This is a genomic window from Bacteroides sp. AM07-18, from assembly GCF_003602695.1.
GTDB lineage: Bacteria > Bacteroidota > Bacteroidia > Bacteroidales > Bacteroidaceae > Bacteroides > Bacteroides uniformis.
The window spans coordinates 477,250-503,790 of record NZ_QTLM01000002.1; the positions used below are offsets into that span (position 1 = coordinate 477,250).

23 protein-coding genes and 1 tRNA gene are annotated in these 26,541 nt (G+C 44.9%); 14 read left to right on the plus strand and 10 right to left on the minus strand.

The genetic code is table 11. The features are described from left to right. Positions 1–270: 270 nt before the first annotated feature. The 7 genes from ruvX (at position 271) to rplT (ending at position 6,934) form a co-directional block, all read left to right on the plus strand. The gene (ruvX, locus tag DW096_RS05585; protein WP_005836066.1) at positions 271–696 is read left to right on the plus strand and encodes a Holliday junction resolvase RuvX; all 426 of its coding nucleotides are present in this window, start codon (positions 271–273) and stop codon (positions 694–696) included. Between the two features lie 43 nt (positions 697–739). Then, positions 740–1,297, plus strand: coding sequence for a peptide deformylase (gene def, locus DW096_RS05590; RefSeq protein ID WP_005827872.1), 558 nt, complete (start codon positions 740–742; stop codon positions 1,295–1,297). A gap of 117 nt (positions 1,298–1,414) precedes the next feature. Beyond that, positions 1,415–3,475, plus strand: a complete 2,061-nt coding sequence (locus tag DW096_RS05595; protein ID WP_005827873.1) for a tetratricopeptide repeat protein — start codon at positions 1,415–1,417, stop codon at positions 3,473–3,475. 79 nt (positions 3,476–3,554) lie between these two features. Continuing rightward, complete coding sequence (gene thrS / locus DW096_RS05600) at positions 3,555–5,495, plus strand: threonine--tRNA ligase (protein ID WP_005836068.1); 1,941 nt, start codon at positions 3,555–3,557, stop codon at positions 5,493–5,495. A gap of 120 nt (positions 5,496–5,615) precedes the next feature. Continuing rightward, positions 5,616–6,218 carry a translation initiation factor IF-3 gene (gene infC, locus DW096_RS05605; RefSeq protein WP_005827878.1) on the plus strand — a complete coding sequence of 201 codons (603 nt, stop codon included), beginning with the start codon at positions 5,616–5,618 and terminating at the stop codon, positions 6,216–6,218. Positions 6,219–6,285: 67 nt separating this feature from the next. Further along, positions 6,286–6,483 carry a 50S ribosomal protein L35 gene (gene rpmI / locus DW096_RS05610; protein WP_005827880.1) on the plus strand — a complete coding sequence of 66 codons (198 nt, stop codon included), beginning with the start codon at positions 6,286–6,288 and terminating at the stop codon, positions 6,481–6,483. Positions 6,484–6,583: 100 nt separating this feature from the next. After that, positions 6,584–6,934: a 50S ribosomal protein L20 gene (gene rplT, locus DW096_RS05615; protein ID WP_004289896.1), complete on the plus strand. Its 351-nt coding sequence runs from the start codon at positions 6,584–6,586 to the stop codon at positions 6,932–6,934. 538 nt (positions 6,935–7,472) lie between these two features. On the opposite strand, the gene DW096_RS05620 is transcribed toward rplT, so the two are convergent. The 7 genes from DW096_RS05620 to DW096_RS05650 all read right to left on the minus strand — a co-directional run bounded on the left by DW096_RS05620 (position 7,473) and on the right by DW096_RS05650 (position 14,140). Continuing rightward, positions 7,473–8,780 (minus strand): phenylacetate--CoA ligase, encoded by a 1,308-nt coding sequence (locus tag DW096_RS05620; RefSeq protein WP_057088188.1) that lies wholly within the window; start codon positions 8,778–8,780, stop codon positions 7,473–7,475. 30 nt (positions 8,781–8,810) lie between these two features. Next, positions 8,811–9,392, minus strand: coding sequence for an indolepyruvate oxidoreductase subunit beta (locus tag DW096_RS05625; RefSeq protein ID WP_009036846.1), 582 nt, complete (start codon positions 9,390–9,392; stop codon positions 8,811–8,813). 4 nt (positions 9,393–9,396) lie between these two features. Continuing rightward, positions 9,397–10,989, minus strand: a complete 1,593-nt coding sequence (locus DW096_RS05630) for a thiamine pyrophosphate-dependent enzyme (RefSeq protein ID WP_016273438.1) — start codon at positions 10,987–10,989, stop codon at positions 9,397–9,399. A gap of 76 nt (positions 10,990–11,065) precedes the next feature. Then, a complete protein-coding gene (gene mltG / locus DW096_RS05635; RefSeq protein WP_044467511.1) occupies positions 11,066–12,097 on the minus strand; it encodes an endolytic transglycosylase MltG in 1,032 nt (343 codons plus the stop codon). A gap of 66 nt (positions 12,098–12,163) precedes the next feature. Then, a complete protein-coding gene (locus DW096_RS05640; RefSeq protein WP_005836075.1) occupies positions 12,164–13,075 on the minus strand; it encodes a TolB family protein in 912 nt (303 codons plus the stop codon). A 325-nt stretch (positions 13,076–13,400) separates the two neighbouring features. Beyond that, positions 13,401–13,622: a hypothetical protein gene (locus DW096_RS19385; protein WP_034523134.1), complete on the minus strand. Its 222-nt coding sequence runs from the start codon at positions 13,620–13,622 to the stop codon at positions 13,401–13,403. Positions 13,623–14,067: 445 nt separating this feature from the next. After that, positions 14,068–14,140 (minus strand) — tRNA-Thr (locus tag DW096_RS05650). Between the two features lie 199 nt (positions 14,141–14,339). On the opposite strand from DW096_RS05650, the gene DW096_RS05655 reads away from it, so the two are divergent. From DW096_RS05655 to DW096_RS05675, 5 genes are all read left to right on the plus strand, one after another. Further along, the gene (locus DW096_RS05655; RefSeq protein WP_057097971.1) at positions 14,340–16,013 is read left to right on the plus strand and encodes an SDR family NAD(P)-dependent oxidoreductase; all 1,674 of its coding nucleotides are present in this window, start codon (positions 14,340–14,342) and stop codon (positions 16,011–16,013) included. Between the two features lie 140 nt (positions 16,014–16,153). Further along, complete coding sequence (locus DW096_RS05660; RefSeq protein ID WP_117962626.1) at positions 16,154–18,622, plus strand: SLBB domain-containing protein; 2,469 nt, start codon at positions 16,154–16,156, stop codon at positions 18,620–18,622. A gap of 8 nt (positions 18,623–18,630) precedes the next feature. Further along, positions 18,631–19,737 (plus strand): Wzz/FepE/Etk N-terminal domain-containing protein, encoded by a 1,107-nt coding sequence (locus tag DW096_RS05665; protein WP_016273442.1) that lies wholly within the window; start codon positions 18,631–18,633, stop codon positions 19,735–19,737. After that, positions 19,716–20,063 (plus strand): UpxY family transcription antiterminator, encoded by a 348-nt coding sequence (locus tag DW096_RS05670; protein WP_117962628.1) that lies wholly within the window; start codon positions 19,716–19,718, stop codon positions 20,061–20,063. The genes DW096_RS05665 and DW096_RS05670 overlap by 22 nt, the downstream gene beginning before the upstream one ends. After that, the gene (locus DW096_RS05675) at positions 20,063–20,521 is read left to right on the plus strand and encodes a WbuC family cupin fold metalloprotein (protein ID WP_044468723.1); all 459 of its coding nucleotides are present in this window, start codon (positions 20,063–20,065) and stop codon (positions 20,519–20,521) included. The genes DW096_RS05670 and DW096_RS05675 overlap by 1 nt, the downstream gene beginning before the upstream one ends. Positions 20,522–20,601: 80 nt before the next feature. On the opposite strand, the gene dnaJ is transcribed toward DW096_RS05675, so the two are convergent. Beyond that, the gene (dnaJ, locus tag DW096_RS05680) at positions 20,602–21,777 is read right to left on the minus strand and encodes a molecular chaperone DnaJ (protein ID WP_117959207.1); all 1,176 of its coding nucleotides are present in this window, start codon (positions 21,775–21,777) and stop codon (positions 20,602–20,604) included. 11 nt (positions 21,778–21,788) lie between these two features. Further along, positions 21,789–22,421 (minus strand): nucleotide exchange factor GrpE, encoded by a 633-nt coding sequence (locus DW096_RS05685; RefSeq protein ID WP_005827933.1) that lies wholly within the window; start codon positions 22,419–22,421, stop codon positions 21,789–21,791. Between the two features lie 221 nt (positions 22,422–22,642). Between DW096_RS05685 and DW096_RS05690 the strand changes: the two genes are divergently transcribed. Then, positions 22,643–24,262, plus strand: coding sequence for an ABC-F family ATP-binding cassette domain-containing protein (locus tag DW096_RS05690; RefSeq protein ID WP_005827934.1), 1,620 nt, complete (start codon positions 22,643–22,645; stop codon positions 24,260–24,262). Positions 24,263–24,476: 214 nt separating this feature from the next. On the opposite strand, the gene DW096_RS05695 is transcribed toward DW096_RS05690, so the two are convergent. Beyond that, positions 24,477–25,529, minus strand: a complete 1,053-nt coding sequence (locus tag DW096_RS05695; protein WP_005827936.1) for a leucine-rich repeat domain-containing protein — start codon at positions 25,527–25,529, stop codon at positions 24,477–24,479. 112 nt (positions 25,530–25,641) lie between these two features. On the opposite strand from DW096_RS05695, the gene DW096_RS05700 reads away from it, so the two are divergent. Further along, positions 25,642–26,538: a CPBP family intramembrane glutamic endopeptidase gene (locus DW096_RS05700; protein ID WP_057258980.1), complete on the plus strand. Its 897-nt coding sequence runs from the start codon at positions 25,642–25,644 to the stop codon at positions 26,536–26,538. Positions 26,539–26,541: the final 3 nt, after the last annotated feature.

A 26,541-nucleotide genomic window follows, 5' to 3' on the forward strand; every position in this document is an offset into this window, starting at 1 on the left:
TCATCCGCAGTTAAGGATGATAGCGGAATATGACTCCAAGGACTTTGCCTTGGGAGCCACTTATCTGTTGTTCAAGCATCTGCATGTGCAGGTGGAAATGCAGAGGATGAAATATTTCAGTGGAGGGTTGACATACAAAATTCATTTGAAATAATTAGTGAAAAAATCAGAGGAGGGGATGTTTGATACTATCAGACATCCCTTTTTCTGTATTATATATGTAAGATTAACGGCGGAATTCAAATTTTAATCGTAATTTTGTAGCCCATTATGAGTAGAATAATAGCCATAGACTACGGTCGGAAACGCACGGGAATAGCCGTGAGTGATACATTGCAGATGATTGCGAATGGACTGACAACTGTGCCTACACACCAATTGTTGCAGTTTCTTCTTGATTATGTGGCTAAGGAGCCGGTAGAGCGTATCTTGGTAGGCTTTCCTAAGCAGATGAACAATGAGGCTTCGGAAAATATGAAGAATATCGAACCTTTTGTCCGTTCGCTGAAGAAGAAACTGCCTGACATGCCGGTTGAATATGTAGACGAGCGTTTTACTTCTGTTCTGGCTCATCGGACGATGCTTGAGGCCGGATTGAAAAAGAAGGACCGCCAAAACAAAGCGCTGGTGGATGAAATCAGTGCAACTATTATTCTGCAAACTTATTTAGAGAACAAACGTTTCTCTTTTTTATAATGTATAGAAAGTAATTTGTAATTAGTAATTTGTAGTAAAGGAAATGATTTTACCCATTTATGTGTACGGCCAGCCCGTATTGAGAAAGGTAGCAGAGGATATTGCCCCGGACTATCCGAATTTGAAAGAACTTATTGAGAATATGTTTGAAACGATGGACAATGCTGAAGGTGTGGGACTTGCTGCACCGCAAATAGGTTTGCCTATCCGCGTAGTAACCATTAATCTGGATGTCTTGTCTGATGATTTGCCAGAATATAAAGATTTCCGCAAGGCGTATATCAATGCCCATATTCTGGAAGTGTCCGGTGAGGAAGTTTCTATGGACGAGGGTTGCTTGAGCCTTCCAGGAATTCATGAATCAGTGAAGCGTGGCAACAAAATACGCGTGCAATACCTGGACGAGAACTTGGAACCGCACGATGAGATTATCGAAGGTTACCTGGCACGCGTGATGCAGCACGAGTTCGACCATCTGGAAGGAAAGATGTTCATCGACCATTTGTCTCCGTTACGCAAGCAGATGATTAAAGGAAAACTGAATGCCATGTTGAAAGGCAAGGCACACTGCACTTATAAGGTGAAAACCGTAAAGAAATAAGTTTAACCATATAATATGGTATAAAAGGCTCAAAAAATATAAAAAGTGTTCCGCTAATCCCGACAAGTAAACGAAAAACGTTACTTTTGTTTCGTTTACAAGCATTTATAAAACAAGATGATAAAAAAAATACTGACGGCTATTTTGCTGTTACCCACATTGTTGTATGCACAAATCAATACGGAACGGGTGATGACCATTGCTCGGAATGCATTGTATTTTGAGGATTACGTGCTTTCTATCCAATATTTTAATCAGGTAATCAACGCGAAACCTTATTTATATGAGCCTTATTTCTTCCGTGGACTGGCAAAAATCAATTTGGATGACTATCAGGGAGCGGAGAGTGATTGTGATGCTGCGATTCAGCGGAACCCTTTTGTGGTAGGTGCTTACCAAATCAGAGGATTGGCACGTATCCGTCAGAACAAGTTTGACGAGGCGATTGAAGATTATAAAACTGCCATCAAATACGACCCGGAGAATGTGGTGCTTTGGCATAATCTTTCCCTTTGCCATATTCAGAAAGAAGATTATGAGGCGGCTAAGGAAGATTTGGGTACGCTTCTGACAATTGCCCCCAGATATACACGTGCCTATCTGATGCGCGGGGAAGTCTCCCTGAAACAGAATGATACGATACAAGCTTTGCGTGATTTTGACAAAGCCATCGATATGGACCGTTATGACCCGGATGGATGGGGGGCAAGAGCCATTGTACGCCTCCAACAGGGGAAGTATAAAGAGGCTGAAGCTGATTTGGACCAGTCTATCCATCTGAGTGCAAAGAATGCCGGTAACTATATCAACCGTGCCTTGGCGCGTTTCCATCAGAATAATTTGAGAGGCGCCATGAGTGACTATGATTTGGCTTTGGATATTGATCCGAATAATTTTCTCGGGCACTACAACCGCGGTTTGCTGCGTGCCCAGGTGGGCGATGACAACCGGGCAATAGAGGATTTTGATTTTGTGTTGAAGATGGAACCGGATAACATGATGGCCACCTTCAATCGTGGTTTGTTACGTGCGCAGACGGGGGATTACCGGGGAGCTATCAGTGACTATTCCAAAGTGATTGCAGAATATCCTAACTTTATGGCCGGCTATTATCAGCGTGCCGAAGCCCGTAAAAAGATTGGCGACCATAAGGGAGCCGAGCAGGATGAGTTCAAAATCATGAAGATGCAGATAGACAAGCGTAACGGTGTTTCTTCTGGTGACAAAAAGGAAGGTGACGACAGTAAGGATGTTGCGGATAATTCCTCGGAAAACTCCAATGGAGATGGTGGGAAGACCCGTAAGAAATCCGACAAGAACATGGAAAATTATCGGAAAATTGTAATAGCGGACGATTCGGAAGCTGACCAGCGTTATAAGAGCGATTATCGCGGACGTGTACAAGACCGGAATGTGACCATCAAGCTCGAGCCGATGTATGCTTTGACTTATTATGAGAAACTGAGCGATGTGAAGCGTATCGTACATTATCATAAGTATATTGAGGAACTGAACCATTCGAAACTGTTCCCGAAGCCACTGCGCATCACCAATATGGAAGCTCCGTTGACGGAGGAACAAGTACGCTTCCACTTTGCTTTGATAGACGCTCATACGTCTGATGTGGTGGCTGACGAGAAGAACGCCAAGAAACGTTTCATGAGAGGTCTGGATTTCTATCTGGTTCAGGATTTTGCCAGTTCCATAGATGACTTTACAAAGAGTATCTTGTTGGACGACACTTTCTTCCCGGCATACTTTATGCGTGCTTTGGTGCGTTATAAGCAACTGGAATATAAAAAGGCCGAAGCCACAATGAGTGAAGGCGCCACTTCGGGTACAACGGAAATGAAGAAGCCAGAAGTGACGGCCATCGATTATGAAGTTGTGAAGAATGACCTGGACCACGTTATTCTATTGGCTCCTGATTTTGTCTATGGCTATTATAACCGTGGCAATGTGTCTTCGTTACTGAAGGATTACCGTGCCGCCTTGGCGGATTATGACAAGGCGATTGAGCTGAGTCCCGATTTTGCTGAAGCATACTTTAACCGTGGGTTGACGCACATCTTCCTGGGGAATAACAAACAAGGTATTGCCGATTTGAGTAAAGCCGGAGAGTTGGGCATTGTCTCGGCCTATAATATCATAAAGAGGTTTACAGATACACGGGAATAACATTTTTTTGCTAAAAAATAGAATATCAAAAAGAATTAGCTATTTTTGCGTTCTGAAAAATGAAATATACATATAAACTATGATAAAGATAACATTTCCAGACGGCTCTGTTCGTGAATATAACGAAGGAGTAACGGGACTGCAGATTGCAGAAAGCATCAGTTCGCGATTGGCACAAGACGTGCTGGCTTGTGGCGTGAACGGAGAAATTTATGATTTGGGGCGTCCTATCATGCAAGACGCTGAAGTGGTTCTTTATAAATGGGAGGATGAGCAGGGTAAGCATGCCTTTTGGCATACCAGTGCCCACTTGCTGGCCGAAGCTTTGCAGGAACTCTATCCGGGCATCCAGTTCGGTATAGGTCCTGCTATCGAAAACGGTTTCTACTATGATGTGGACCCGGGTGAAACGACTATCAAGGAAGCTGACCTGCCAGCCATTGAGAAAAAGATGGCTGAACTGGTGGCTAAGAAAGAAGCGGTTGTCAGACAAGACATTGCCAAGGCGGATGCTTTGAAGATGTTCGGTGACCGTGGAGAAACTTATAAATGCGAGCTGATTTCCGAATTGGAAGACGGCCACATCACAACTTATACGCAGGGTGCATTTACCGACTTGTGCCGTGGCCCTCACTTGATGACCACAGCGCCTATCAAAGCTATCAAGCTGACTTCCGTTGCCGGTGCTTATTGGCGTGGACAGGAGGACCGTAAGATGATGACCCGTATCTATGGTATCACCTTCCCGAAGAAGAAGATGCTGGATGAGTATCTTGTTCTGCTGGAAGAAGCCAAGAAGCGTGACCACCGCAAAATCGGTAAGGAGATGGACTTGTTCATGTTTTCTGACACCGTAGGTAAGGGGCTCCCGATGTGGCTACCCAAAGGTACTGCACTGCGTATCCGCTTGCAGGACTTCTTGCGCCGCATTCAGGCCCGTTACGATTATCAGGAAGTAATGTGTCCGCCCATCGGCAACAAATTGCTTTACATCACTTCCGGACACTATGCAAAATATGGTAAGGACTCCTTCCAGCCCATCCACACACCGGAAGAAGGAGAGGAATACTTCTTGAAACCGATGAACTGTCCTCACCACTGTATGATTTACAAGAACTCACCCCGTTCTTACAAAGACCTGCCTTTACGTTTGGCAGAGTTCGGTACGGTTTGCCGTTACGAGCAGAGTGGCGAGTTGCACGGTTTGACACGTGTACGTAGCTTTACGCAGGATGATGCGCATATCTTCTGCCGTCCGGACCAGGTGAAGGATGAGTTCCTCCGTGTAATGGACATTATCTCCATCGTGTTCGAATCTATGGACTTCGAGAACTTCGAGGCACAGATTTCCTTGCGCGACAAGGTGAACCGCGAAAAATATATCGGTAGCGACGAGAACTGGGAAAAAGCAGAACGAGCCATCATCGAAGCTTGTGAAGAAAAGGGTCTGAAGGCAAAAATAGAATATGGAGAAGCCGCTTTCTATGGTCCTAAATTGGACTTCATGGTGAAGGATGCCATCGGTCGCCGTTGGCAGCTGGGTACCATCCAGGTGGACTACAACCTGCCGGAACGTTTCCAGCTGGAATATACCGGTGCCGACAATCAGAAGCACCGTCCCGTAATGGTTCACCGTGCTCCGTTCGGCTCCATGGAACGCTTCGTGGCTGTGCTTATTGAGCATACGGCCGGTAAGTTCCCGTTGTGGCTGACTCCCGACCAGGTTGCCATCCTGCCTATCAGCGAGAAGTTCAACGACTATGCGCATGAAGTGAAACAATACTTGAAGCGATATGACATCCGTGCCATTGTGGATGAGCGCAATGAAAAGATTGGTCGTAAGATTCGTGACAATGAGATGAAGCGTATTCCGTACATGCTGGTTGTAGGTGAAAAGGAGGCTGAAAACAAGGAAGTTGCTGTCCGCAAGCAGGGAGAAGGTGATAAAGGAACCATGAAATTTGAAGAATTTGCCAAAAAAATGAACGAAGAAGTTCAGAATATGATAAATAAATGGTAACTTTGCGCCCAATTGTAGAAGCATAGCATATATTAGATGTTCTAAAGTTCGCTTTTACTTAACAAAAACATTAATTTGGGAATAGTAAATAAGAAACAAACTGGAAGTAAACGTTATTTAATGAAGAATGACAGCTTAAAAGGGCAACATCGGATTAACGAACAAATCCGGGCCAAAGAAGTCCGCATAGTGGGCGATGAAGTAGAACCAAAAGTGTATCCGATAGCGCAGGCTTTAAGACTTGCTGAAGAACATGAAGCGGATCTCGTGGAGATTTCTCCAAATGCACAACCCCCTGTTTGTCGTATTATTGATTATTCTAAATTTCTTTATCAGTTAAAGAAGCGTCAGAAAGAGCAAAAGGCAAAGCAGGTAAAAGTGAACGTGAAGGAAATACGTTTTGGACCTCAGACAGATGACCATGACTATAACTTCAAGTTGAAGCATGCTAAAGGCTTTTTGGAAGATGGTGACAAGGTGAAGGCCTACGTATTCTTTAAAGGACGTTCCATCTTGTTCAAAGAGCAAGGTGAAGTGTTGCTGCTCCGTTTTGCCAATGATTTGGAAGACTATGCGAAGGTAGACCAAATGCCGGTTTTGGAAGGAAAGAGAATGACAATCCAGCTCTCTCCGAAGAAAGTGGCGGCACCTAAGAAGAGCGCGGCTCCCAAGCCTGCAGAAGATGCGCCAAAGGCTGCGTCGGCTGAAACCGAAGAAGAATAAAGAAGTGAGTAACGCCATAGGTATAGTGCGTTGCCATATAATTTAATAATTAAAAAGTTTAAAAAAGATGCCAAAGATGAAGACTAACTCCGGTTCTAAAAAGAGATTTACTCTTACCGGAACAGGTAAAATCAAAAGAAAGCACGCTTTTCATAGTCACATCCTGACTAAGAAAACTAAGAAGCAGAAAAGAAACTTGTGCTACTCTACACTTGTTAGTACAACAGATGTAAGCCAGGTGAAAGAGCTCTTAGCAATGAAGTAATTGAAAAGCGTACAAAAGTATTAAAGTTATTAACCGAATGCATTAGCTTTAAGTCCGCTGCGTGAAGTAACGGCGCTAACATTCAAAAACAAGTAAAACTATGCCAAGATCAGTAAATCATGTTGCTTCTAAAGCAAGAAGAAAGAAAATTTTGAAATTGACCAGAGGTTACTTTGGTGCAAGAAAGAACGTTTGGACCGTTGCCAAGAATACTTGGGAAAAAGGTTTGACCTATGCGTTCCGTGACCGTAAGAACAAGAAAAGAAACTTCCGTGCTTTGTGGATTCAGCGTATCAACGCTGCTGCTCGTCTGGAAGGTATGTCTTACTCTAAGCTGATGGGCGCTTTGCATAAAGCTGGTATCGAAATCAACCGCAAAGTGTTGGCTGATTTAGCGATGAACCATCCGGAAGCTTTCAAGGCTATCGTTGCTAAAGCAAAGGCTGCATAAAAACAGTTAGCAGATAAATTACGAGGTGCTGATTACTCTTTTGGTAGTCAGCACTTTTTGTTTTCTGATACTCCGGGGAGGGGTTAAAACTTGAAAAGGACTTGAAACAATTTACTGCTTTTACTTGTTTCTTTCATAGAAACTCATTACCTTTGTTATAGAAAAAATAGCCGCATTGATTGGATCGGGAAACTCATCAATTTTTATGAAATACCGAGACAAGCTTCGCTTCTCAATGGCGGGCCACGCCCTTCGGGGTAACTCTTGAGTCGGTGGATTACAAAGAGGAGGAGCACTCAAATCATGTCATACGGAGTTTCATCACATCATCGGTGCGGCTTTCTATAAAAGAGGAACGGTAATCTGTTTGGATAACCGTTCCTCTTTCGTTTTATGCGGATGTGGGTGATTGTGAAACGATGATACGTGATGCTGAAACAGATGATGTGTCAAGGGAAGATAGATGATGTGTTTATACAAGACAGACCATCTGTATCGGGTGAACAGATGGTCTGTTTTGAAAAGAGTTTTTTTAAGTTTATTTGTTGTCCCGTAAGTCTTTTACCCTGACGGCTTTTCCTTCGCTCTGCGGCAAGGAACCTTTCTTTACCAACCGTAACTTCGGAGTTACCAGAATCTCGTCTTTCAGCTGGCGGGTAATGGCTTTGCTAATCTTTTGCAGCTCGATGTAATTGTCGGTAGAGAGGTCGCTAAGTTCAACTTCCACAATCATCTCATCCTGGTTATTGACCGTTTCGAGCGTGATGAGGTAATTGCTGCCCAATTCGGGGAATTGTACCAGCACCTTTTCCACCTGCATGGGGAAGATATTGACTCCCTTGATGATGAACATATCGTCGCTACGGCCTTTGATGCGGTCTATACGGATGTGGGTACGTCCGCAAGGGCACTTGCCGGGCAGGATGCGGGTAAGGTCGCGTGTACGGTAGCGGATGAGGGGCATCATCTCTCTGTCCAGCGTTGTCAGTACCAGTTCGCCGATTTCACCTTCCGGTACGGGTTCGCCGGTTTCCGGGTTAATGATTTCGACCAGGTAGCAATCTTCCCAGAAGTGCATGCCGTCTTGTTCGGTGCACTCGAAGGCTACGCCGGGACCGTTCATTTCAGTCATACCAAAGCTGTTGTAGGCTTTGACGCCAAGCATGCGTTCAATCTTTCTGCGTTGCTCGTCTGTGTGGGGTTCGGCACCGATAACAAGCGTTTTCAGACTTGTGCCGGCGGGGTCCATCCCTTCTTCCTGGAATACCTCTGCCAAGCGGATGGCATAGCTGGGAATGGCATGCAGGGCAGTGGTCTTGAAGTCGGTGATGAACTTTATCTGACGCTTGCTGTTTCCGGCAGCGGCAGGAACAGTCAGCGCACCCAGACGTTCGGCTCCATACTGAAAGCCCAGTCCTCCGGTGAACATGCCGTAACCGGAGCTGTTTTGGAAAACATCCGTCTTACGGATACCTACCATATAGAGGCAGCGTGCCACTAAGTTAGCCCAAGAGTCCAAATCGTGTTGGGAGTGTACGATGACCGTCGGCGTGCCCGTAGTACCACTGGAAGAATGGATACGTACTCCGTCCTCACGCATATCGCCTGCTACTAATCCAAAAGGATAATTGGCGCGCATATCGGCCTTGGTGGTAAACGGTATCTTACGTATGTCTTCTACAGACCGGATGCTGTCGGCAGTGATGCCATGCTCTTGGAATACCTTTTTATAATAAGGAGAGTTGGCGGCAATGCTGACAGTCTTTTTTAACCGTTGCAGTTGCAGTTCGCGCAACTGCTCACGGGGCATCGTTTCAATCTCTTCTTCCCAGTATTTGTTATTCATGGTATGTTGAAATTTAGAGTCAATTATAGTTTACATCAGTTTTTCAGCAATCTCTTTGCCGGCAGCCAACGCTTTGAGGTTCAGCTCTACAATGGCGTCGCCCTTGCGTTGGAAGATTTCGCGGATGCTGTCTTGCACCTTTGCGTAGTCGATGCCGAGGAAGGGGATGGTGGCGCCCAGCAGTACGATGTTCGCTACGCGGGGAGAGCCGACTTCTTTTGCCACTTCGTTTACGTTCAGCATGATTTTATGCGGCAGCTTGTTGATTTCGGCCTTGATGTCTTCTTCTGCCGGATAGTTGGGAATGTTGATGAAGGGGGCTTCATTGGTCACCAGCCAACCTTCGGGGCTGAGGTAGGGGAGGTAGCGCAGTGCTTCCATCGGTTCCAGGGAGATGATGAGGTCGCATTTTCCTGTGGGAATGAGGTCCGAAGCGATGGGTTGGTCGCTGATGCGCAGGTTGGACTGCACGTCGCCGCCTCGCTGGCTCATGCCGTGTACTTCTGCCTGCTTCATGTAGAGTCCGTCCTTGAGGGCTGCTTTGCCGATTACAGTGGCGATGGAGAGGATACCTTGTCCTCCTACGCCGGAAAGTATGATGTCTTTTTTCATGGCTTTACTTGTTTCTTTTTTTGCGTGCTAATGTTTGGATACATTCTCTGCGGGGGATGATGACGGATACGCCGTGGTGCTCGATTTCTTCCCGGATGATTTGCTTCATCTCTTCGTAGTTTTTCTTCAAGGGCACTACGACGCGGATGTGTTCGGGAGCTACACCGATGCCGGCGCAGATGGCTTCCAGACGTCCGGTGCCGGCAGAATCTTGTCCTCCGGTCATGGCGGTGGTTTCGTTGTCGGAGATGACGATGGTGACGTCGGCGTTTTCGTTGACGCAATCCAGCAGTCCCGTCATGCCCGAGTGGGTGAAGGTGGAGTCGCCGATGACGGCTACGGCAGGATGCAGGCCGGCATCCGAAGCACCCTTCGCCATGGTGATGGAGGCGCCCATATCCACGCAAGAGTTAATGGCGTTGAATGGGGCATTGGCTCCCAGCGTGTAGCAACCAATGTCGCTGAACACCTTATAAGTGGGATATTCTTCTTTCAATACTTGGGTCAGCACCGTGTACATGTCGCGATGGCCGCAACCCTCGCACAAAGCGGGCGGGCGCATCTCTACCAGAGAAGGAACGCTGAATTCAGCCTTGTTCTCCTTGCCTACGGCACGTGCCACGCTGTCCGGGTTCAGCTCTCCGTCTTGTGAAAGAGTGCCGTCCAAACGGCCTTTTACTTTGATGCCGATGCCCAGATAGCCTTTCAGCTGTTTTTCTACGAACGGTTGTCCGTCTTCCAGTACCAGAATCTCGTCACATGCTTCTACCAGCTGCATCAGCTGTTTCTTGGGCAACGGGTATTGTCCGATTTTCAGTACCGGATATTCGCAACCTTCGGGATAGTTCTCCATCAGGTAGTTGTAGCCGATGCCGCATGCCACGATACCCAGCTTTTTGTTGGGGCCGTCGGTATATTTGTTGTAAGCGGAGTTTTCAGAAGCTTTGATAAATTCGTCCTGGCGTTGCAGCAATGCTTTGTAACGTTTGCGTGCATTACCCGGCAGGAGGATGAACTGACGCGGGTCTTCGCTGAAGGAAATCTCATTCTGCGGTTGTTGCTCCTTGCGCTCTACGCCGGAACGGGAGTGTGCCAGGCGCGTAACCATGCGCATCAGGATGGGTTCGCCGGTCTGTTCGGAGAAGTTGAATCCGTTGTACACCATGTCGTATGCTTCCTGCTGGTTGCTTGGTTCGTACATCGGGATGAGAGAGAAGTCGCCATAGAAACGGCTGTCCTGCTCGTTCTGAGAGGAATGCATGCTGGGGTCGTCGGCAGCAATGATTATAAGACCACCTTTTACGCCGGTAATGGCAGAGTTGATGAAACAGTCGGCAGCCACGTTCATACCCACGTGCTTCATGCACACCAGTGAACGCTTGCCTGCAAAGGACATGCCCAGGGCAGCCTCCATTGCAGTTTTCTCGTTGGAGCACCAGCGGTTATGGATGTTCTTTTCGGCAGTAATCGGTGCCATCTGAATATATTCGGTGATTTCCGTAGAAGGAGTGCCGGGATAGGCATATACACCCGAAAGTCCGGCGTCTAATGCAGCTTGTGCAATGGCTTCATCGCCAAGTAAGAGTTGCTTGCTCATATCTGAATATTTAAGTGTTAGTCATGGATTAATATTTGACGCAAATATAGGATTTTGCTTTTATTTTATCAGCAGATTACTTGAAAATCTTTCTTTCGTTTAATGCATTCCAATATTTTCTTGCATTTTTCATGTGCTCGGCATAATTGGATGCAAAGTTATGGGTGCCCGAGAAGTCCTCTTTGGCACACATGTAGAGGTAGTTGTGTTTCGTATGGTTCAGCACAGCATCCAGCCCGATGGGTGAGGGGATGCGTATGGGACCGGGAGGTAGTCCGGTGTTGAGATAGGTATTGTAGGGGGATTCTACTGCCAGATGGGCATTCGTAATTCTCCGCAAGCCGAAGTCCTGCAAGGCAAATTTGATGGTAGGGTCGGCTTGCAGAGGCATGCCGGTGTGCAGGCGGTTGATGTAGAGCCCTGCCACCATTGGTTTTTCGGGATTGTTGTTTGTCTCTTCCTCGACGATGGAGGCGAGGGTGCAGACTTCCGTCGGGGTCATTCCGATGGCGGTGGCTTTGTCTAAGCGTTCCTGGTTCCAGAACTTCTGGTGCTCTTTTTGCATTCTTTCGAAGAACTCTTCTGCACTCATGTCCCAATAGACTTGGTAGGTTTCGGGGATGAAGAGGCAGGGCAGGGTCTCTTTGTTGTATCCCAGTTTTTGTTGGAATGCGGAGTCGTTCATCAATCCGGCTATTTCGGTGGAGTCTATCATGAGCTGTTTGCCTACGCTGCGTGCCAGCCGGTCCAGTGTGCGTACGCTGCCGACGGTGAGGTTCGTAGGTTCTTGATATCCGCGGTACAGACGGCTGAATACGTGATATACGTTTTCCCCCGGCCGGATGGCGTAGCGTCCGGTGTGTATATTTTCGGAATATTTCTTGTATTGGGCCATCCAGCGGAAGCCGGTGAAGCTTCGAGGATGGCCTTGTTGTTCCACCTTATTATATATGGAGTCGGCGGTGTCGTCGCGGTCTATATAGATATAGACTGTCTTTTTCGGATGGAATTGCGGGGCAAACAGATAGTAGTATACTGTTCCTGCACAAGCTGCTCCAATAAGAATCAGTGCGACGAATGTTCCGATAATGATTTTCTTCTTTTCCATTTTGTTTTACTGCATCTTTAGTCGGGCAAAGTTAGTAAAAAATGGAGTGAAAACCATCAAGTCATATCAGTTAATTCGATAGCTGACAAAGGCTATGCGTTTGCTGTCCGGTGCCCATGAGTTGACATTGATGGTGCCTTGTCCACCGAAAAGCTTTAACAATGTCTTGGGTTCTCCACCGTTTGCGGGCATTAGGCGCAGCTCTACGTTCTTGTTTGCCAGGTGCTCTCCCGGTTCCAGGTCACCTTTGTAGTAGGTGATGAATACAACGGATTTTCCGTCAGGGGAGATGTGGGGGAACCAGGAGTTACGGGTTTCGTCAAAGGTCATCTGGGTCTGTTCGGAGCCGTCTGCCTTCATGCGCCAGACTTGCATGAGTCCGGTGCGTACGGAATTGAACCAGATGTATTGTCCGCAGGGGGAATATTCCGGTCCGTCATCCAGACCTTCGGCAGTGGTCAGGCGGGTTTCTTCACCTCCTTCCGCTGGGATGGTATAGACGTCATAGTTGCCGTTTCGTTCGGCGCAATAGGCAAGCTCTTTGCCGTCGGGGCTCCAGCCGTGGAGGTAGCTGGGAGCCATAGGTGTTATTAAACGGGGAGTGCCGCCCGTGATGGGAAGTGTATAAATGCGCGATTTATAGTCTTCTTTCGTCCCGTGGCTGATGGCTATCTGCTGTCCGTCGGCCGAGAGGACGTGGTCGTTGTTGCAGTTTTGGGCAAATCCGGTGTTTATCAGTTCCGGTTCGGCAGGCGAGGTGGGGGAAAGGCGGTAAAGCTTTCCGTCGCTGTTGTATAGCAGCCATTGCCCGTCGGGCGTCCAATTGGGAGCTTCAATCCGGTAGGGAAATTCTTTTACGACAGTCCGGTTACCGTTGGTTACATCCAGTATTTCGAGGACGCTGGTAATCTCGTTTTTTTGTTGAGCGGTTGCGGTCAGTGCAACAGTTGCAAAGAAGGGGATTAGATAGGGTTTCATGTTCATATCGTATTTAATAAATCTCCGCAAGATACATTTTTTATTGGAAACTACATAGTCGGAGCATGCTTTTTTCAGAGAGAATCTGTAGTGATGGTCGAATGCGTAGTGCTTATCATATGAATAGTTTCCGGTATTGCGCTGAATACCTTTGAGGGCTACGATAGATTATGTTTTTCCTTGCAGAGAATTATTCGTCCGACGGTTGTTGCTTATTCGTCCGACATCTGTTGCATTATCGTCCGACAGCTGTCGGACGATAATGCAACAGATGTCGGACGAATAATTCTTAGTAAATGTGGAAATAAAGCGTAGTAAGGCTAGCTCAAAATCTCTCAAACATCCATTCATCTACCTTCAGCTCCTTGCCTTTAAACACGAAATAAAGGTCGTGAATGCCGTCTTTGTCTGTGTCTATCTTTGTAGAGACAGTCTGCAAAGAGTCTGAATTGAAGGAGGTGGAAGCAGCGGGTTGGCGTTTCCACTGAAGAATTGGGGTGATTTTACCGGACGCGTGTCTTTCTTTCTTGAATCGGAAAGCGCCCACACATCGTTTCCTGCGGATATAGCCGCCAGCAGCAAAGCCGCTGTAAATAATTTGATTCTTTTCATTTGTTTATAGTATGTTATAGAAACCTATGGTAGCCTTTTGATTTTGGCTTGTGTTCTTCAATCACCTCAATCCTTTATTTAAGATTGAAAAATCGGGTTATTGAAAAGTTGCCGCAAATATTGGGAATTACTATGTATAATATAAGGTGTATTATGTTTTTAATAATGTGCCTATATGTTTCAAGTTATCATTGTAATCAGATGGTGCTGTTTTAAACTTGCTTTACTTGCTTTGGGATAATTATGCGGCTATGGATTAAACTGTTTGGAAGGGCATTATGTTTTATGCAAATATATTGGTAGAAGAGCGTTTTTTTATTCTAACGATTCTTGAAAAGAAAAAGCACTGATTATTCCAGATAATCAGTGCTTGAATATCGAGCCGCTAGCCAGACTTGAACTGGCGACCTACGCGTTACGAATGCGTTGCTCTACCAACTGAGCTATAGCGGCAATAAGCTTTTGTTTACGGGGTGCAAAGGTACATCTTTATTTGAAAAGGCAAAAAGAATCTCTGTTTTTTTTAGAAATATTTTAGTGGGATAATTTTCTATTTGAATGTCTTGAACTTTATTGCCATAAAAATTGGATAATAAAACGAAAAGAAGCATCTTTGTCGTAGGTCCTATAGCAAATAAGTCTGATACTGATTATGAATTTAAGAATCTATTATAAATATCTTTCTTCACGCATAGCGTCCAAATGGACGGTGCTGTTGGTAGATGTAATTATCGTTGTGATTTCCATGCTTTCTGCATGTTTTTTGCAATATAGGCTTTCGTCCGTATCTTATGAAATTTCTTTATATGTATGGCTGACCATTTGGGCTGTCTTGTGTAATATCTGTTTCTTTCATATTCTCCGTACTTATGTGGGTGTTATCCGTTTTTCCTCTTTTGTAGATATTTATCGTGTGTTTTGGAGTCTTACGATAAGCTATGTTGTACTGTTTTTAGGGAATTGCTGTTGGTCTGTTTCGGGGCTTGGAGAAACTTTGCCGAACAGCATTCTGTTTATGGCATATATGTTCACCTTCTCTCTGATGGCTTGTATGCGCATTGCTGTGAAGATGCTTTATGAAGCTATTGCTTTTGATGCACGTCATTGCGTGAATGTTTTTATTTATGGATTCCATGGGACTGGAGTCAATGTTGCAAAATCCTTGAGAGTTAGTCGTAATAATCATTATCGCCTGCGTGGCTTTATTTCGGACGAACCTGATATGATAGGTAAACATACGATGGGATGCAGGGTATATCCCAATGATGAGCAGCTGTTTGACCGTCTAAAGAAAAAGAAAGTGGATACAATCATTATCTCTCCAAGCAAGGTGTCGGATTTGGAAAATTCCGGAATGCTGGATAAACTGTTCTCTCATGATATTCATGTAATGACCGTTCCTCCCTTAAGCGATTGTATGGACGATGGACTGATAAAGGACATTCAAATAGAAGATTGGCTCCGTAGAGAACCGGTGCAAGTTGACATGCGTAAAATTACGGCCCATATCGAGGGGCGTAGAGTAATGGTTACGGGAGCGGCGGGAGCTGTAGGAAGGGAAATCGTTCGCCAGTTGGCTACACTGAATCCTTATCAGTTGATTCTGGTAGATCAGGCAGAATCCCCATTGTATGATGTACAGTTGGAATTGTCTGATCATTGGAAGAATCTGGAGGTCCGTGTATTGGTTGCAGATGTTGCTAACCGTACGCGTATGGAGGCTATATTTGAAGAAACACGTCCTCAACTTGTTTTTCATTCTGCTGCGTATAAGCATGTACAACTGATGGATGATTTTGTATCGGAGGCAATTCAAACGAATATATCGGGGACAGTGAATATTGCGGACCTGGCGGCAAAGTATAGAGTGTCCCGTATGGTTATGATATCTGCTGCTAATGCACGTCATCCGGAGAATGCTATGGAATATAGTAAGCGTGTGGCGGAAATATATGTGCAATCATCTGATTGCAGGTTGAAACGCGACACAAGGGAAACTGATATGTTCATAGTACGTTTGGGTGAGGTGTATCCGACGAATACTCATTGTTTGATTACCTTGTCTGAAGCTTGTATGCTCACCCTGGAAGTGGGAGTCATGGGGGATGGGGGAGAAGTGTACATTGTGGGAGGGCCTGGGGATGGACTTTTGGATTCTGTAATCGGTGAAAAGATAAAGCGTGAAAAGGCATCTGTTGATGATTATGAACATGTGCGGGAAGAAGTGCTGGCCTTGGTGCAACATAGTTATACTGAAAAAAAGGCTATTTTGATTGGACTAATGAAAAAAATAGTGCCAATTTTTCCGCTTTCTTCTACCCGATGAAAAGACGTGAAAGTGACAGCTTTTTAATGCTTTTTCTGAAACTTAGAGGTGGAATAAATGTATATTATAAAAATAATATATTACCTTTGTGCCCGATTTATATTTATTACAAGAACTCAAAAGATTAATCAGAATATCTTATGCGTAGATTAATAACACTATTCTTTTTGGTATTTACTTTGTCAGGGGTAGCTTTTGCTCAGCAGATGTCAGATGATCAGGTTGTTCAGTATGTAAAAAGCGCTCAGCAGATGGGCAAAAATCAAAAGCAGATTACTACTGAATTAATGCGGCGGGGAGTGACAAAGGAACAAGTTGAAAGAATTCAGAAAAAGTATGAAAACTCTAAATCTGGAAGTCCGCAGAGCAATACCCAAGATGAGAAGCGTTCTCGTCAACGTGGTGAAATGAGTGGCGTAGTCAAAGGGCTGCGTACAACTTCGGAAACTTATTCTGCCAGACAAACGGATGTTGCAGGGGATTCTTTACAAATGATGGATAATCGTTCCTTGTCTCAAGAGAAGGAAACAGAGGATCCGACTTCGCAAATTTATGGTCATAATATTTTTACTAACGATAATTTGACTTTCGAACCCAATGTGAATGTTGCTACTCCCGAGAATTATCGTCTGGGACCTGGTGACGAGGTGATTATTGATGTGTGGGGAGCTTCTGAAACAACGATTCGACAAACAATCTCTCCGGAAGGAAGTATTCTTGTGAATAATTTAGGACCGGTTTATCTGAGTGGCAAAACTGTAAAGGAAGCCAATAATTATTTGAAACAAGAATTTGCCAGAATATATTCTGGAGTAACCGGAAATGTTCCGTCTACCCAAGTTAAACTGACATTAGGAGAAATACGTTCTATTCAAGTAAACGTTATGGGTGAAGTTGTGGTGCCCGGAACTTATACCCTCTCATCATTTGCTTCCGTATTTCATGCTTTATATCGTGCAGGTGGTGTGAATCCGATTGGTAGTTTGCGCAGTATTAAAGTGATTCGCAATGGAAATACAATAGCGGATTTGGATGTTTACGATTTACTTATGAAAGGAAAAATGAAGGATGACATCCGTCTGCAGGATGGTGATGTAATTCTTGTGGATCCTTACCAGTCACTGGTACAGATATTAGGTAAGGTAAAACGTCCGATGTTTTATGAAATGAAACCCACTGAAACCGTAGGTACATTATTGAAGTATTCAGGTGGTTTTACGGGTGATGCTTATAAGAAAGCATTACGTATAATCCGTAAAAGTGGACGTGAGCATCAAATTTATAATGTGGATGAGATGGATTATTCCGTATTCCGCGTAGATGACGGTGATAAGATAACGGTTGATTCCGTTTTACAGCGTTTTGAGAATCGTGTGGAAATCCGCGGTGCTGTATATCGTGAAGGTTTGTATCAGTTGGACGGTACGATGAATACAGTGAAGCAGCTGATTAAGAAAGCGGAAGGACTTCGCGGAGATGCATTCTTAAACCGTGCTATAATCGATCGTGAACTTGAAGACTTGTCGCATGAGGTTATACAAGTAGATGTGAAAGGTTTGCTGAACGGGACGGCTGCAGATATTCCTTTGCAGAAGAATGACATTTTATATATTCCAAGTATTCATGACTTGAAGGAAGAAGCTACACTTACCATTCATGGTGAAGTTGCCAATCCGGGTACATATCTTTATTCTGATAAAATGACAGTAGAGGATTTGGTGTTGCAGGCTGGTGGCTTGTTGGAGGCGGCGGCTACAACAAAGGTTGAAGTTGCACGGCGCATGAAAGATCCGAAGAGTACATCTTTCAGTACTACAGTAGGCCAGAATTTCTCTTTTGATTTGAAAGATGGCTTATTGGTGGGAGAAGGAAGCCAGGATTTCCATCTTGAGCCTTTTGATGAAATTTATGTTCGTAAGAGTCCGTCCTATTTTAAACAACAGAATGTTATGGTGGGCGGAGAAGTCCTTTTTAGCGGTAATTATGCACTATCGAAAAAGAATGAACGTTTGAGTGACTTGATAGCTAAGGCTGGTGGAGTAACTCCCGATGCTTATATAAAAGGAGCGCGTCTTATACGTAGGATGACCGAAGAAGAATTCCGCCGTAAGGAAGATGCTCTGCGTATGGCGCAAGCGGGAGGCGGAGATTCCATATCTGTAAAAAGATTGGATTTGTCCGATACCTATTCTGTAGGTATAAATCTGGGAGAGGCCTTGAAAAATCCTGGTTCAGATGCTGATATGGTGCTTCGCGAGGGAGATGTATTATTTGTTCCGGAGTACGTAAGTACAGTGAAAATCAACGGTGCTGTAATGTATCCGAATACAGTTTTATATAAAAAGGGTGAAAGCTTGAAATATTACATCAACCAGGCTGGTGGCTTTGGTAATGACGCCAAGAAACGCAAGGTCTATGTAATATACATGAATGGTACAGTTTCTCGTTTAAGAGCAGGAAACAAGAAAGCCATTGAACCAGGTTGTGAAATAATTGTTCCAAGTAAAGAACAGAAAAGGAAGATGACTACTACTGAAATTCTGGGAATGGGAAGTACGACAGCTTCTATTGCAGCGATGATTGCGACTATGGTTAATCTCTTTAAGTAATTTGAATTATGAGCGAAGAAAGAATACAAAACATAACTTCTCCACAACCAGAGGAACAAGAAATAGATTTGATAGAACTGGCCCAGAAAGTATGGGCTAGTCGCAAATTGGTTTTTAAGGCGTGTGGTATCGCTGCCCTTGTTGGACTGGTTGTTGCATTTAGTATTCCTAAGGAGTATTCTACAAGTGTGACGTTGGCTCCGGAGAGTGGTGGTAAATCTGGTGGCGGAAGTATGGGAGCCCTTGCAGCCATGGCGGGTATCAATTTGGGTACTTCTTCTGGTGAAGATGCTTTGTCACCCGAACTTTATCCTGATATTGTAAGTTCTACTCCTTTTCTGATTGAACTGTTCGATGTTAAAGTCAAGGATCAGAAAGCAAAAGTAGACACGACTTTATATGCTTATTTGAAAGAAGAACAGCGTTCTCCTTGGTGGAGTGCAATTTTCTCCGCTCCTTTTAAGGTGTTAGGATGGACATTGTCTTTGTTTAAGGATGAACCGGAAGAGGGGGATGCAAAGCTGGATCCTTTTCGTCTTACTAGAGATGAGTCTGCCATTGCAGATGCTTTAAGTAAACGTATCTCTGTTTCCGTAGACAAAAAGACAGGTGTGACAACCTTGTCTGTTACTATGCAGGATCCTTTGATATCTGCTTCGCTGACGGATACCGTGATGCATTGCCTGCAGAACTACATCACAGATTATCGAACTAATAAAGCTCGTCATGATTTGGCATTTACCGAAAAACTTTATGGAGAAGCAAAGGCCAGTTATGAGTCTGCCCAGAAGAAATACGCAAATTTTGTAGATGCAAACCAGAATATAATATTGCTGAGTTATCGCGCAGAGCAAGAGCGTTTACAGAATGAAATGAATTTAGCCTATCAAGTATATACACAAGTGTCTCAACAATTGCAGATGGCAAGAGCTAAGGTGCAGGAGATTACACCGGTATATACGGTTGTCCAGCCGGCTACGGTACCTTTGAAGCCTGCAAAGCCCAATAAATTGATGATTTTGATCGGCTTCATGTTCTTGGCAGGTGTCGGCAGTGTGGGATGGATATTATTTGTAAAAGATTTATTAAAGGGATGGAAAAAGCAAACAATATGATGACGGATAATGATATGATGTGCTGGCATGCATTGTACACAGCACCCAAGTCTGAACATAAGTTGATGCAGCGTTTGAATGCTGCGGGATATACTACATATTGCCCGATGCAGGCTGTGTTTGTAAAATGGAAAGGGCATATCCGGAAGGTGATTACTCCTCTTTTTTCCGGATGTTTGTTTGTTGCCGGTAATGTGTCGGAAGTTACCTCATTGGCTTCCTCGCAGAAGGCTGCTATATTAGTAGATAATGAAGGAAAAAGTTTATCTATTGAGGCGGGCAAAGCAGAACTTCCTGCCAAGTTTGCCCAATTGCTGAAGTTATGATGAAGCTGATAACAGAAGAGCTGCTGGATACCGTTACTTCACGAGCTAAGGAGAACTCCCGTTTACGTATGAATTATAATTTTCATGCGTCTATGGATGCTCCTATTCATCGGTTGCTGAATGCTTTGGAACCGGGAACTTATCTTCCTCCTCACCGTCATACAGATAAGGAAGAAACTTATCTGGTTTTGCGTGGAAGTCTGCTGGCATTTTTTTATGATGATGCCGGTAATGTAACAGATAAGGTATGCCTCAATCCTTCGGAAGGTAAATATGGTCTGGAGATTCCTTCTAATACATGGCATAGTATTATTGCCTTGGAGTCAGGTACTGTTATTTTTGAAATTAAAAAAGGCCCATATCAGCCTCTACCCTCAGAGGATTTGGCTTCGTGGGCTCCTCAGGCTTCTGATGTGGAGGGAATAAAGGCTTTTATGAAGCGGATGTTGGAGCTTTAACATTTTCCCCGATAAACCCATAAGAAAGCCTCCCGATATATTTTATTGTATACCGGGAGGCTTCTTTATGTACCATGTTATTAGTCAAACAGGCTCTTGAACTTTTTGAATATTTTCTCTTTAATCGAAGTGTTCGGCTTGAAGTTATCCGATTCTTCCATCTCCTCCAATGCTCTCTTCTCATCCTTGCTCAGCGTTTCGGGTACATATACGCTGACATTTACCAGCAAATCTCCCGTGCCGTACCCGTTCACGTTGGGTAAACCTTTGCCGCGCAGGCGGAGTACTTTTCCCGGTTGCGTACCTGAGTCAATTTTTACTTTCACCTTTCCATCAATCGTGGGAATTTCTACCGCACCACCCAAGGCTGCTGTCGGGAAGCTGAGGAGCAGGTTGTAAATCAAGTCATTTTCATCGCGTATCAGGTTCGGGTCTTGCTCTTCCTCTACAAGAATCAGCAGGTCTCCCGGCACGCCGTTGTGCTTGCCTGCGTTTCCTTTTCCTCCCATAGAGAGTTGCATACCTTCTGCAACGCCTTTCGGAATTTTTACGGTTACTACTTCTTCACCGTATACAATGCCTTCACCGGCACACTCCTTACACTTGTTCTTGATGATTTTGCCCTCACCGCCACATGTCGGGCAGGTGGTTCTTGTCTGCATGGTGCCGAGTATGGTTTGCTGGTTACGGATTACCGTGCCGCTGCCGTTACAAGTCGGGCAGGTCTCTGAACCACCGTCACCTTCGGCTCCCGTACCATGACAGTGGGTACAAGGCACGTATTTCTTCAGTTTGAATTTCTTTTCCACGCCGGTAGAGATTTCCTTGAGGTTCAGTTTCACCTTGACACGCAGGTCCGAACCACGGTAACGGCGTTGTTGTTGTGCTCCACCGCCTCCGCCGAAACCTCCAAAACCGCCGAAACCTCCTCCACTGTGTCCGCCAAAGATGTCACCGAACATGGAGAAGATGTCGTCCATGGACATGCCTCCACTGAAGCCGCCGAACGGACCACCATTACCGGCGGCACCACCCAGTCCGGCATGACCGAACTGATCGTAGCGGGCACGCTTGTCCGGATTGCTTAGTACGTCGTATGCCTCTGCCGCTTCCTTGAATTTCTCTTCGGCTGTTTTGTCGCCCGGATTCTTGTCCGGATGATATTGGATGGCTTTCTTGCGATAGGCTTTCTTTATTTCTTCTACCGTTGCTGTCTTTTCGACTTCCAATACTTCGTAGTAATCTCTTTTTTCCATACAGTTTTATGTTATTCTCCGACTACCACTTTGGCATGACGGATCACTTTGTCGTTTAGGATGTAACCGGTTTGTACACAGTCCAGAATTTTGCCTTTCAATGCTTCATTGGGTGCCGGAATCACGGCGATGGCTTCGTGATAGTCTGTATCGAGCGGTTGTTCCTTTGTCTCTATTACCTTAACGCCGTTTTGTCCCAATACAGACATGAATTTGTTGTAGATAAGTTCAACGCCTTCTTTTACGGCAGCTACGTCGGTGGCTGTCTCCATGTTTTTGAGGGCGCGTTCAAAGTCATCCACAATGGGTAGGATACTGCTGATACTCTTTTCACCACCGTTCAGGATGAGTTCTGCTTTCTCCTTCATGGTACGTTTGCGGTAATTGTCAAACTCGGCAGACAAGCGCAGGTATTTGTCCTTCTGCTCTTCAATCTGTTCATTGGCCTTTTCCAGTTCCTGGGCGAGCTTTTCTTCTTCTGTCAGGGGAGCTTCGTTTTCTTGTGAAGTTTCTTGTCCGACAGTTTCTTCGTCACATTCGTTAGGAGTAGCTTGAGTTTTCAGCTCCTCTTCCTGGTTGTTTTCTTTTTCTTTCGGATTCATATTGTTATGCTTATTATTCTTGTAAAATGATTTAGCTTTCATTGCTGTTAAGGGTTTAAGTTAATACGATATTAGTGCTCCAGCAAAAACTTTGCCAAAACGGATATTTTTGCCGAAAACGCTGCAAAGGTAATACTTTTATGTCAGATTGACAGCGCTTCTCTGTGTCTATTCATGGAAAAATAACTATCTTTGCACTCGCAATTCGCAGACTAATAGGTATTAAATAGTAAATTGTAAATAAATAAATCGTAAATATAAAGATGATTACAGTCTCTAATGTCTCAGTACAGTTTGGTAAAAGAGTGTTGTTCAATGACGTAAACCTGAAGTTTACAAGTGGTAACTGTTATGGTATCATCGGTGCCAACGGCGCCGGAAAATCTACTTTCCTGAAAACGATTTCCGGGGAGCTGGACCCTACGACGGGCTCCATCATGCTGGCTCCGGGAGAGCGTCTTTCCGTTTTGAGCCAGGACCACTTTAAGTGGGATGCTTTTACGGTGATGGACACGGTGATGATGGGACACACGGTGTTGTGGGATATCATGAAGCAGCGTGAAGTGCTGTATGCCAAAGAGGATTTCACAGACGAGGATGGGCTGAAGGTTTCCGAATTGGAAGAGAAATTTGCCGAGTTGGACGGCTGGAATGCCGAAAGCGATGCTGCCGCCTTGTTGAGTGGTTTGGGTATCAAGGAAGACAAGCATTATCTGTTGATGGGTGAGTTGAACAACAAAGAAAAGGTGCGTGTCATGCTGGCGCAAGCTCTCTATGGAAATCCTGATAACTTGCTGCTGGACGAGCCTACCAATGACTTGGATATGGAGACCGTGACTTGGCTGGAAGAGTACCTCTCCAACTTTGAGCATACGGTGCTGGTGGTAAGCCACGACCGTCACTTCCTCGACTCCGTTTGTACGCATACGGTGGACATCGACTACGGAAAGATTAACCTCTTTGCCGGTAACTATAGCTTCTGGTACGAGTCCAGCCAGCTGGCGCTCCGTCAGCAGCAGAACCAGAAGGCAAAGGCCGAGGAGAAGAAGAAAGAGCTGGAAGAGTTTATCCGCCGATTCAGTGCCAATGTGGCAAAGAGCAAGCAGACTACCAGCCGCAAGAAGATGTTGGAGAAACTGAATGTAGAAGAAATCAAGCCGTCATCACGTAAGTATCCGGGCATCATCTTTACGCCCGAACGCGAACCGGGTAATCAGATTCTGGAAGTTTCCGGTTTGACGAAAACGCTGGAAGATGGTACGGTGCTGTTCCGCGACGTCAACTTCAACGTAGAGAAGGGAGACAAGATTGTATTCCTTTCGCACGACCCGCGTGCCATGACCGCCCTGTTCGAGATTATCAACGAGAATATGAAACCGGATGCAGGTACTTTCAACTGGGGTGTGACTATCACCACCGCTTACCTGCCGCTGGACAATACTGCATTCTTTAATACAGACCTGAATCTGGTGGACTGGTTGAGCCAGTTCGGTGAAGGCAATGAAGTCTATATGAAGAGCTTCCTGGGACGTATGCTGTTCTCCGGCGAGGAGGTGCTGAAGAAAGCAAGCGTATTGTCGGGAGGTGAGAAGATGCGTTGCATGATTGCACGTATGCAGCTGCGCAATGCCAATTGCTTGATTCTGGATACACCTACCAATCACCTCGACTTGGAGTCTATCCAGGCATTCAACAATAATCTAAAGACCTATAAAGGCAATATCCTTTTCTCATCCCACGACCACGAGTTCATTCAGACGGTTGCCAACCGTATCATCGAATTGACTCCGAACGGTATTATCGACAAGATGATGGAGTATGACGAATACATCACTTCAGACCACATCAAGGAGTTGCGTGCACGTATGTACGCAACAAAGTGATAACGGAAGCTAAGGACTAAATAAGCATATTTTAAATTGTTCCATCATGATGGAACGATTCTTCTTTCATATCTTTTTGGTTTAATAAAGGCTTGTGCGATATTGAAAAAAAGAAGAAGGTGTGTCAGAATGATTTTTAGCTATCATTCTGACACACCTTCTTTTGCTATTAAAAGAGTCTCTTTGTTCTTATTAAGGCGGGGAATAGTCTGAGTTATTGTTTCTCCTTATATATAATTTTGCCTTGGCTTTCTCCGAAAAGGTTGTCGCCCAGCGTGGTAATCTTATTCCCCGTGGCAAGCACATAGCGCAGGTTGTCGCATCCCATAAATGCTCCGTACTCAATGGCGGTTACACTGGCAGGAAGCACCAGCGTGCCGCACAAACGGCCGCAGCCACTGAATGCACGCTGTCCAATGCTTCTAAGCTCTTGCGGGAGCCGTACGTTCAGCAGATACTTCTTTTGGGTGAAAGTATAGTCGGGAATTGCAGTGGCATTACTGTTGGTCATGTCGATGGAAACCAGATTGGGCATATAGTCGCGTATCAATGTGAAGTCGGCTTCGTCCATTTTTCCTTCAACGGTCAGAAAGTTAACGTCTTTGGGCTGAAATCCGGCTCTTAACAGTTCGCTGGCAAGGCTGCCCATTTTACCAATCTGCACATTTACTGTCAGTGGTTCTCCTTCAATGAATGCAAAGGTTTCCCATTTCTTTTTGGTACGATAGGAGTCACTGCATCCCAATGGAACAAATATGGCTGTAACGCTATCGGCCAATGCTTCGGACAACAGATTGGGAGCCGTTTTCTTCCGTATCTGGCATATCTTGAGATTTTTGCATCCCTTAAAGGCAGCATCTTCGATGTTCTTGGTCTTGTCGGAAAGGATAATCCTGGTCAGCGTCTCCTTACCTACAAATGTACTGTCGTCCATTTGCTTGCAGAAGGCATATGCCGGAATGCAATTGGCAGGATATACATAAAAACGGTTTGGATAAGTCCCGTTCTTGCCTGCATACATGCTGATGGAGGCATTGGAAATGTCCAGCAGTTGCAGGTTTTTGAATTCATCCCGTAGATGCCTGAAATCTACGGCATTCAGCTTGCCCTGCAGGGTCAGTTGGGTGATTTCATTGGCTTCCGCTTCTGTCATCAGTTCCACCAGGGTACCAGGTTTGGCCACGTAGTATCTTTTGGATTTTTGTGCCGAGGCATTCAGCATTAACGCCAGTCCGGCAACGGCTAAAAGTATTTTTCTTAGTTTCATGTTTGTCGATTCCAGATTGATTTTTCAAATATAAGAAGAAACCGGCAGGAATACATGAAGTTTTTTCTTTTTATTATTATTTTTGTCGGATATTAATCAAAATGAGATACAAATGGAGACGGAAGAAACGGTGAAGGAAGAGTGTGTTGCTATGAGTAAAACAAAACGTATTTGGCTGGCATTCGTTGATATAGTACTGTTTACTGTACTTTTTATGATTTTTCTGTTTTTGTTTGCCATACCTTTTGCGATTGCTTTCCCTGAGTTGAAGACACAAGCTGGTGGGATGAGCGTCTATTTAATGATGTTGAATGAAGTCTTGATGTTGGCCAGTGGGCTTATTGCCGCTTGTATGGTGCTGGGTTTCAGGAAGCTTCCTTTTTCGGGCTTGGGCTTGTCTTTGAAGGGATGGGGCAGAAGCCTGCTGAACGGAGCTTTGTTTGTCGTGTTCTTGTATGTAGTTGGTTTTGGCTTGTCTTTATTGTTGGGGGCTGTGGAAGTGGCAGGGGTCTTGTTTTCTCCCATTTCGTTGTTGTCGAGTCTTTTGCTTTATTTTTTAGTGGCAGTTACGGAAGAAGTTATTGGACGCGGTTTCATTTTAGGGCGTATGCTGGATGGAGGCGTCAATAAGTTTGTGGCATTGCTTATCTCTGCGGTGTTATTTTCGTTGATGCATCTTTTCAATCCCAGCTTTGCCTTCGTCCCGTTTTTGAATATCATGCTGGCGGGTTGTTTCTTGGGAGCTTCCTATATATACACGCGCAACCTCTGTTTCCCCATTGCCTTGCATTGGTTCTGGAACTGGATTCAAGGTTCTGTTTTGGGATATAAAGTCAGTGGAAATGAATTTAGCAATGAGAATCTGCTGATTCTTCACTTTCCGGAAGAAAATCTGATAAATGGAGGAACTTTCGGGTTCGAAGGCTCTATTCTGTGTTCACTACTTTTAGTGCTTGGTACAGTAATTATCTTAAGACACTATTATAAGGGATTAGTGATTAGGGATTAATGA

Coding starts and splice junctions, on each gene's coding strand:
- ruvX (WP_005836066.1), top strand. CDS start 271: ATGAGTAGAATAATAGCCATAGACTACGGTCGGAAACGCACGGGAATA.
- def (WP_005827872.1), top strand. CDS start 740: ATGATTTTACCCATTTATGTGTACGGCCAGCCCGTATTGAGAAAGGTA.
- DW096_RS05595 (WP_005827873.1), top strand. CDS start 1,415: ATGATAAAAAAAATACTGACGGCTATTTTGCTGTTACCCACATTGTTG.
- thrS (WP_005836068.1), top strand. CDS start 3,555: ATGATAAAGATAACATTTCCAGACGGCTCTGTTCGTGAATATAACGAA.
- infC (WP_005827878.1), top strand. CDS start 5,616: ATGAAGAATGACAGCTTAAAAGGGCAACATCGGATTAACGAACAAATC.
- rpmI (WP_005827880.1), top strand. CDS start 6,286: ATGCCAAAGATGAAGACTAACTCCGGTTCTAAAAAGAGATTTACTCTT.
- rplT (WP_004289896.1), top strand. CDS start 6,584: ATGCCAAGATCAGTAAATCATGTTGCTTCTAAAGCAAGAAGAAAGAAA.
- DW096_RS05620 (WP_057088188.1), bottom strand. CDS start 8,780: ATGAATAACAAATACTGGGAAGAAGAGATTGAAACGATGCCCCGTGAG.
- DW096_RS05625 (WP_009036846.1), bottom strand. CDS start 9,392: ATGAAAAAAGACATCATACTTTCCGGCGTAGGAGGACAAGGTATCCTC.
- DW096_RS05630 (WP_016273438.1), bottom strand. CDS start 10,989: ATGAGCAAGCAACTCTTACTTGGCGATGAAGCCATTGCACAAGCTGCA.
- mltG (WP_044467511.1), bottom strand. CDS start 12,097: ATGGAAAAGAAGAAAATCATTATCGGAACATTCGTCGCACTGATTCTT.
- DW096_RS05640 (WP_005836075.1), bottom strand. CDS start 13,075: ATGAAACCCTATCTAATCCCCTTCTTTGCAACTGTTGCACTGACCGCA.
- DW096_RS05655 (WP_057097971.1), top strand. CDS start 14,340: ATGAATTTAAGAATCTATTATAAATATCTTTCTTCACGCATAGCGTCC.
- DW096_RS05660 (WP_117962626.1), top strand. CDS start 16,154: ATGCGTAGATTAATAACACTATTCTTTTTGGTATTTACTTTGTCAGGG.
- DW096_RS05665 (WP_016273442.1), top strand. CDS start 18,631: ATGAGCGAAGAAAGAATACAAAACATAACTTCTCCACAACCAGAGGAA.
- DW096_RS05670 (WP_117962628.1), top strand. CDS start 19,716: ATGGAAAAAGCAAACAATATGATGACGGATAATGATATGATGTGCTGG.
- DW096_RS05675 (WP_044468723.1), top strand. CDS start 20,063: ATGAAGCTGATAACAGAAGAGCTGCTGGATACCGTTACTTCACGAGCT.
- dnaJ (WP_117959207.1), bottom strand. CDS start 21,777: ATGGAAAAAAGAGATTACTACGAAGTATTGGAAGTCGAAAAGACAGCA.
- DW096_RS05685 (WP_005827933.1), bottom strand. CDS start 22,421: ATGAAAGCTAAATCATTTTACAAGAATAATAAGCATAACAATATGAAT.
- DW096_RS05690 (WP_005827934.1), top strand. CDS start 22,643: ATGATTACAGTCTCTAATGTCTCAGTACAGTTTGGTAAAAGAGTGTTG.
- DW096_RS05695 (WP_005827936.1), bottom strand. CDS start 25,529: ATGAAACTAAGAAAAATACTTTTAGCCGTTGCCGGACTGGCGTTAATG.
- DW096_RS05700 (WP_057258980.1), top strand. CDS start 25,642: ATGGAGACGGAAGAAACGGTGAAGGAAGAGTGTGTTGCTATGAGTAAA.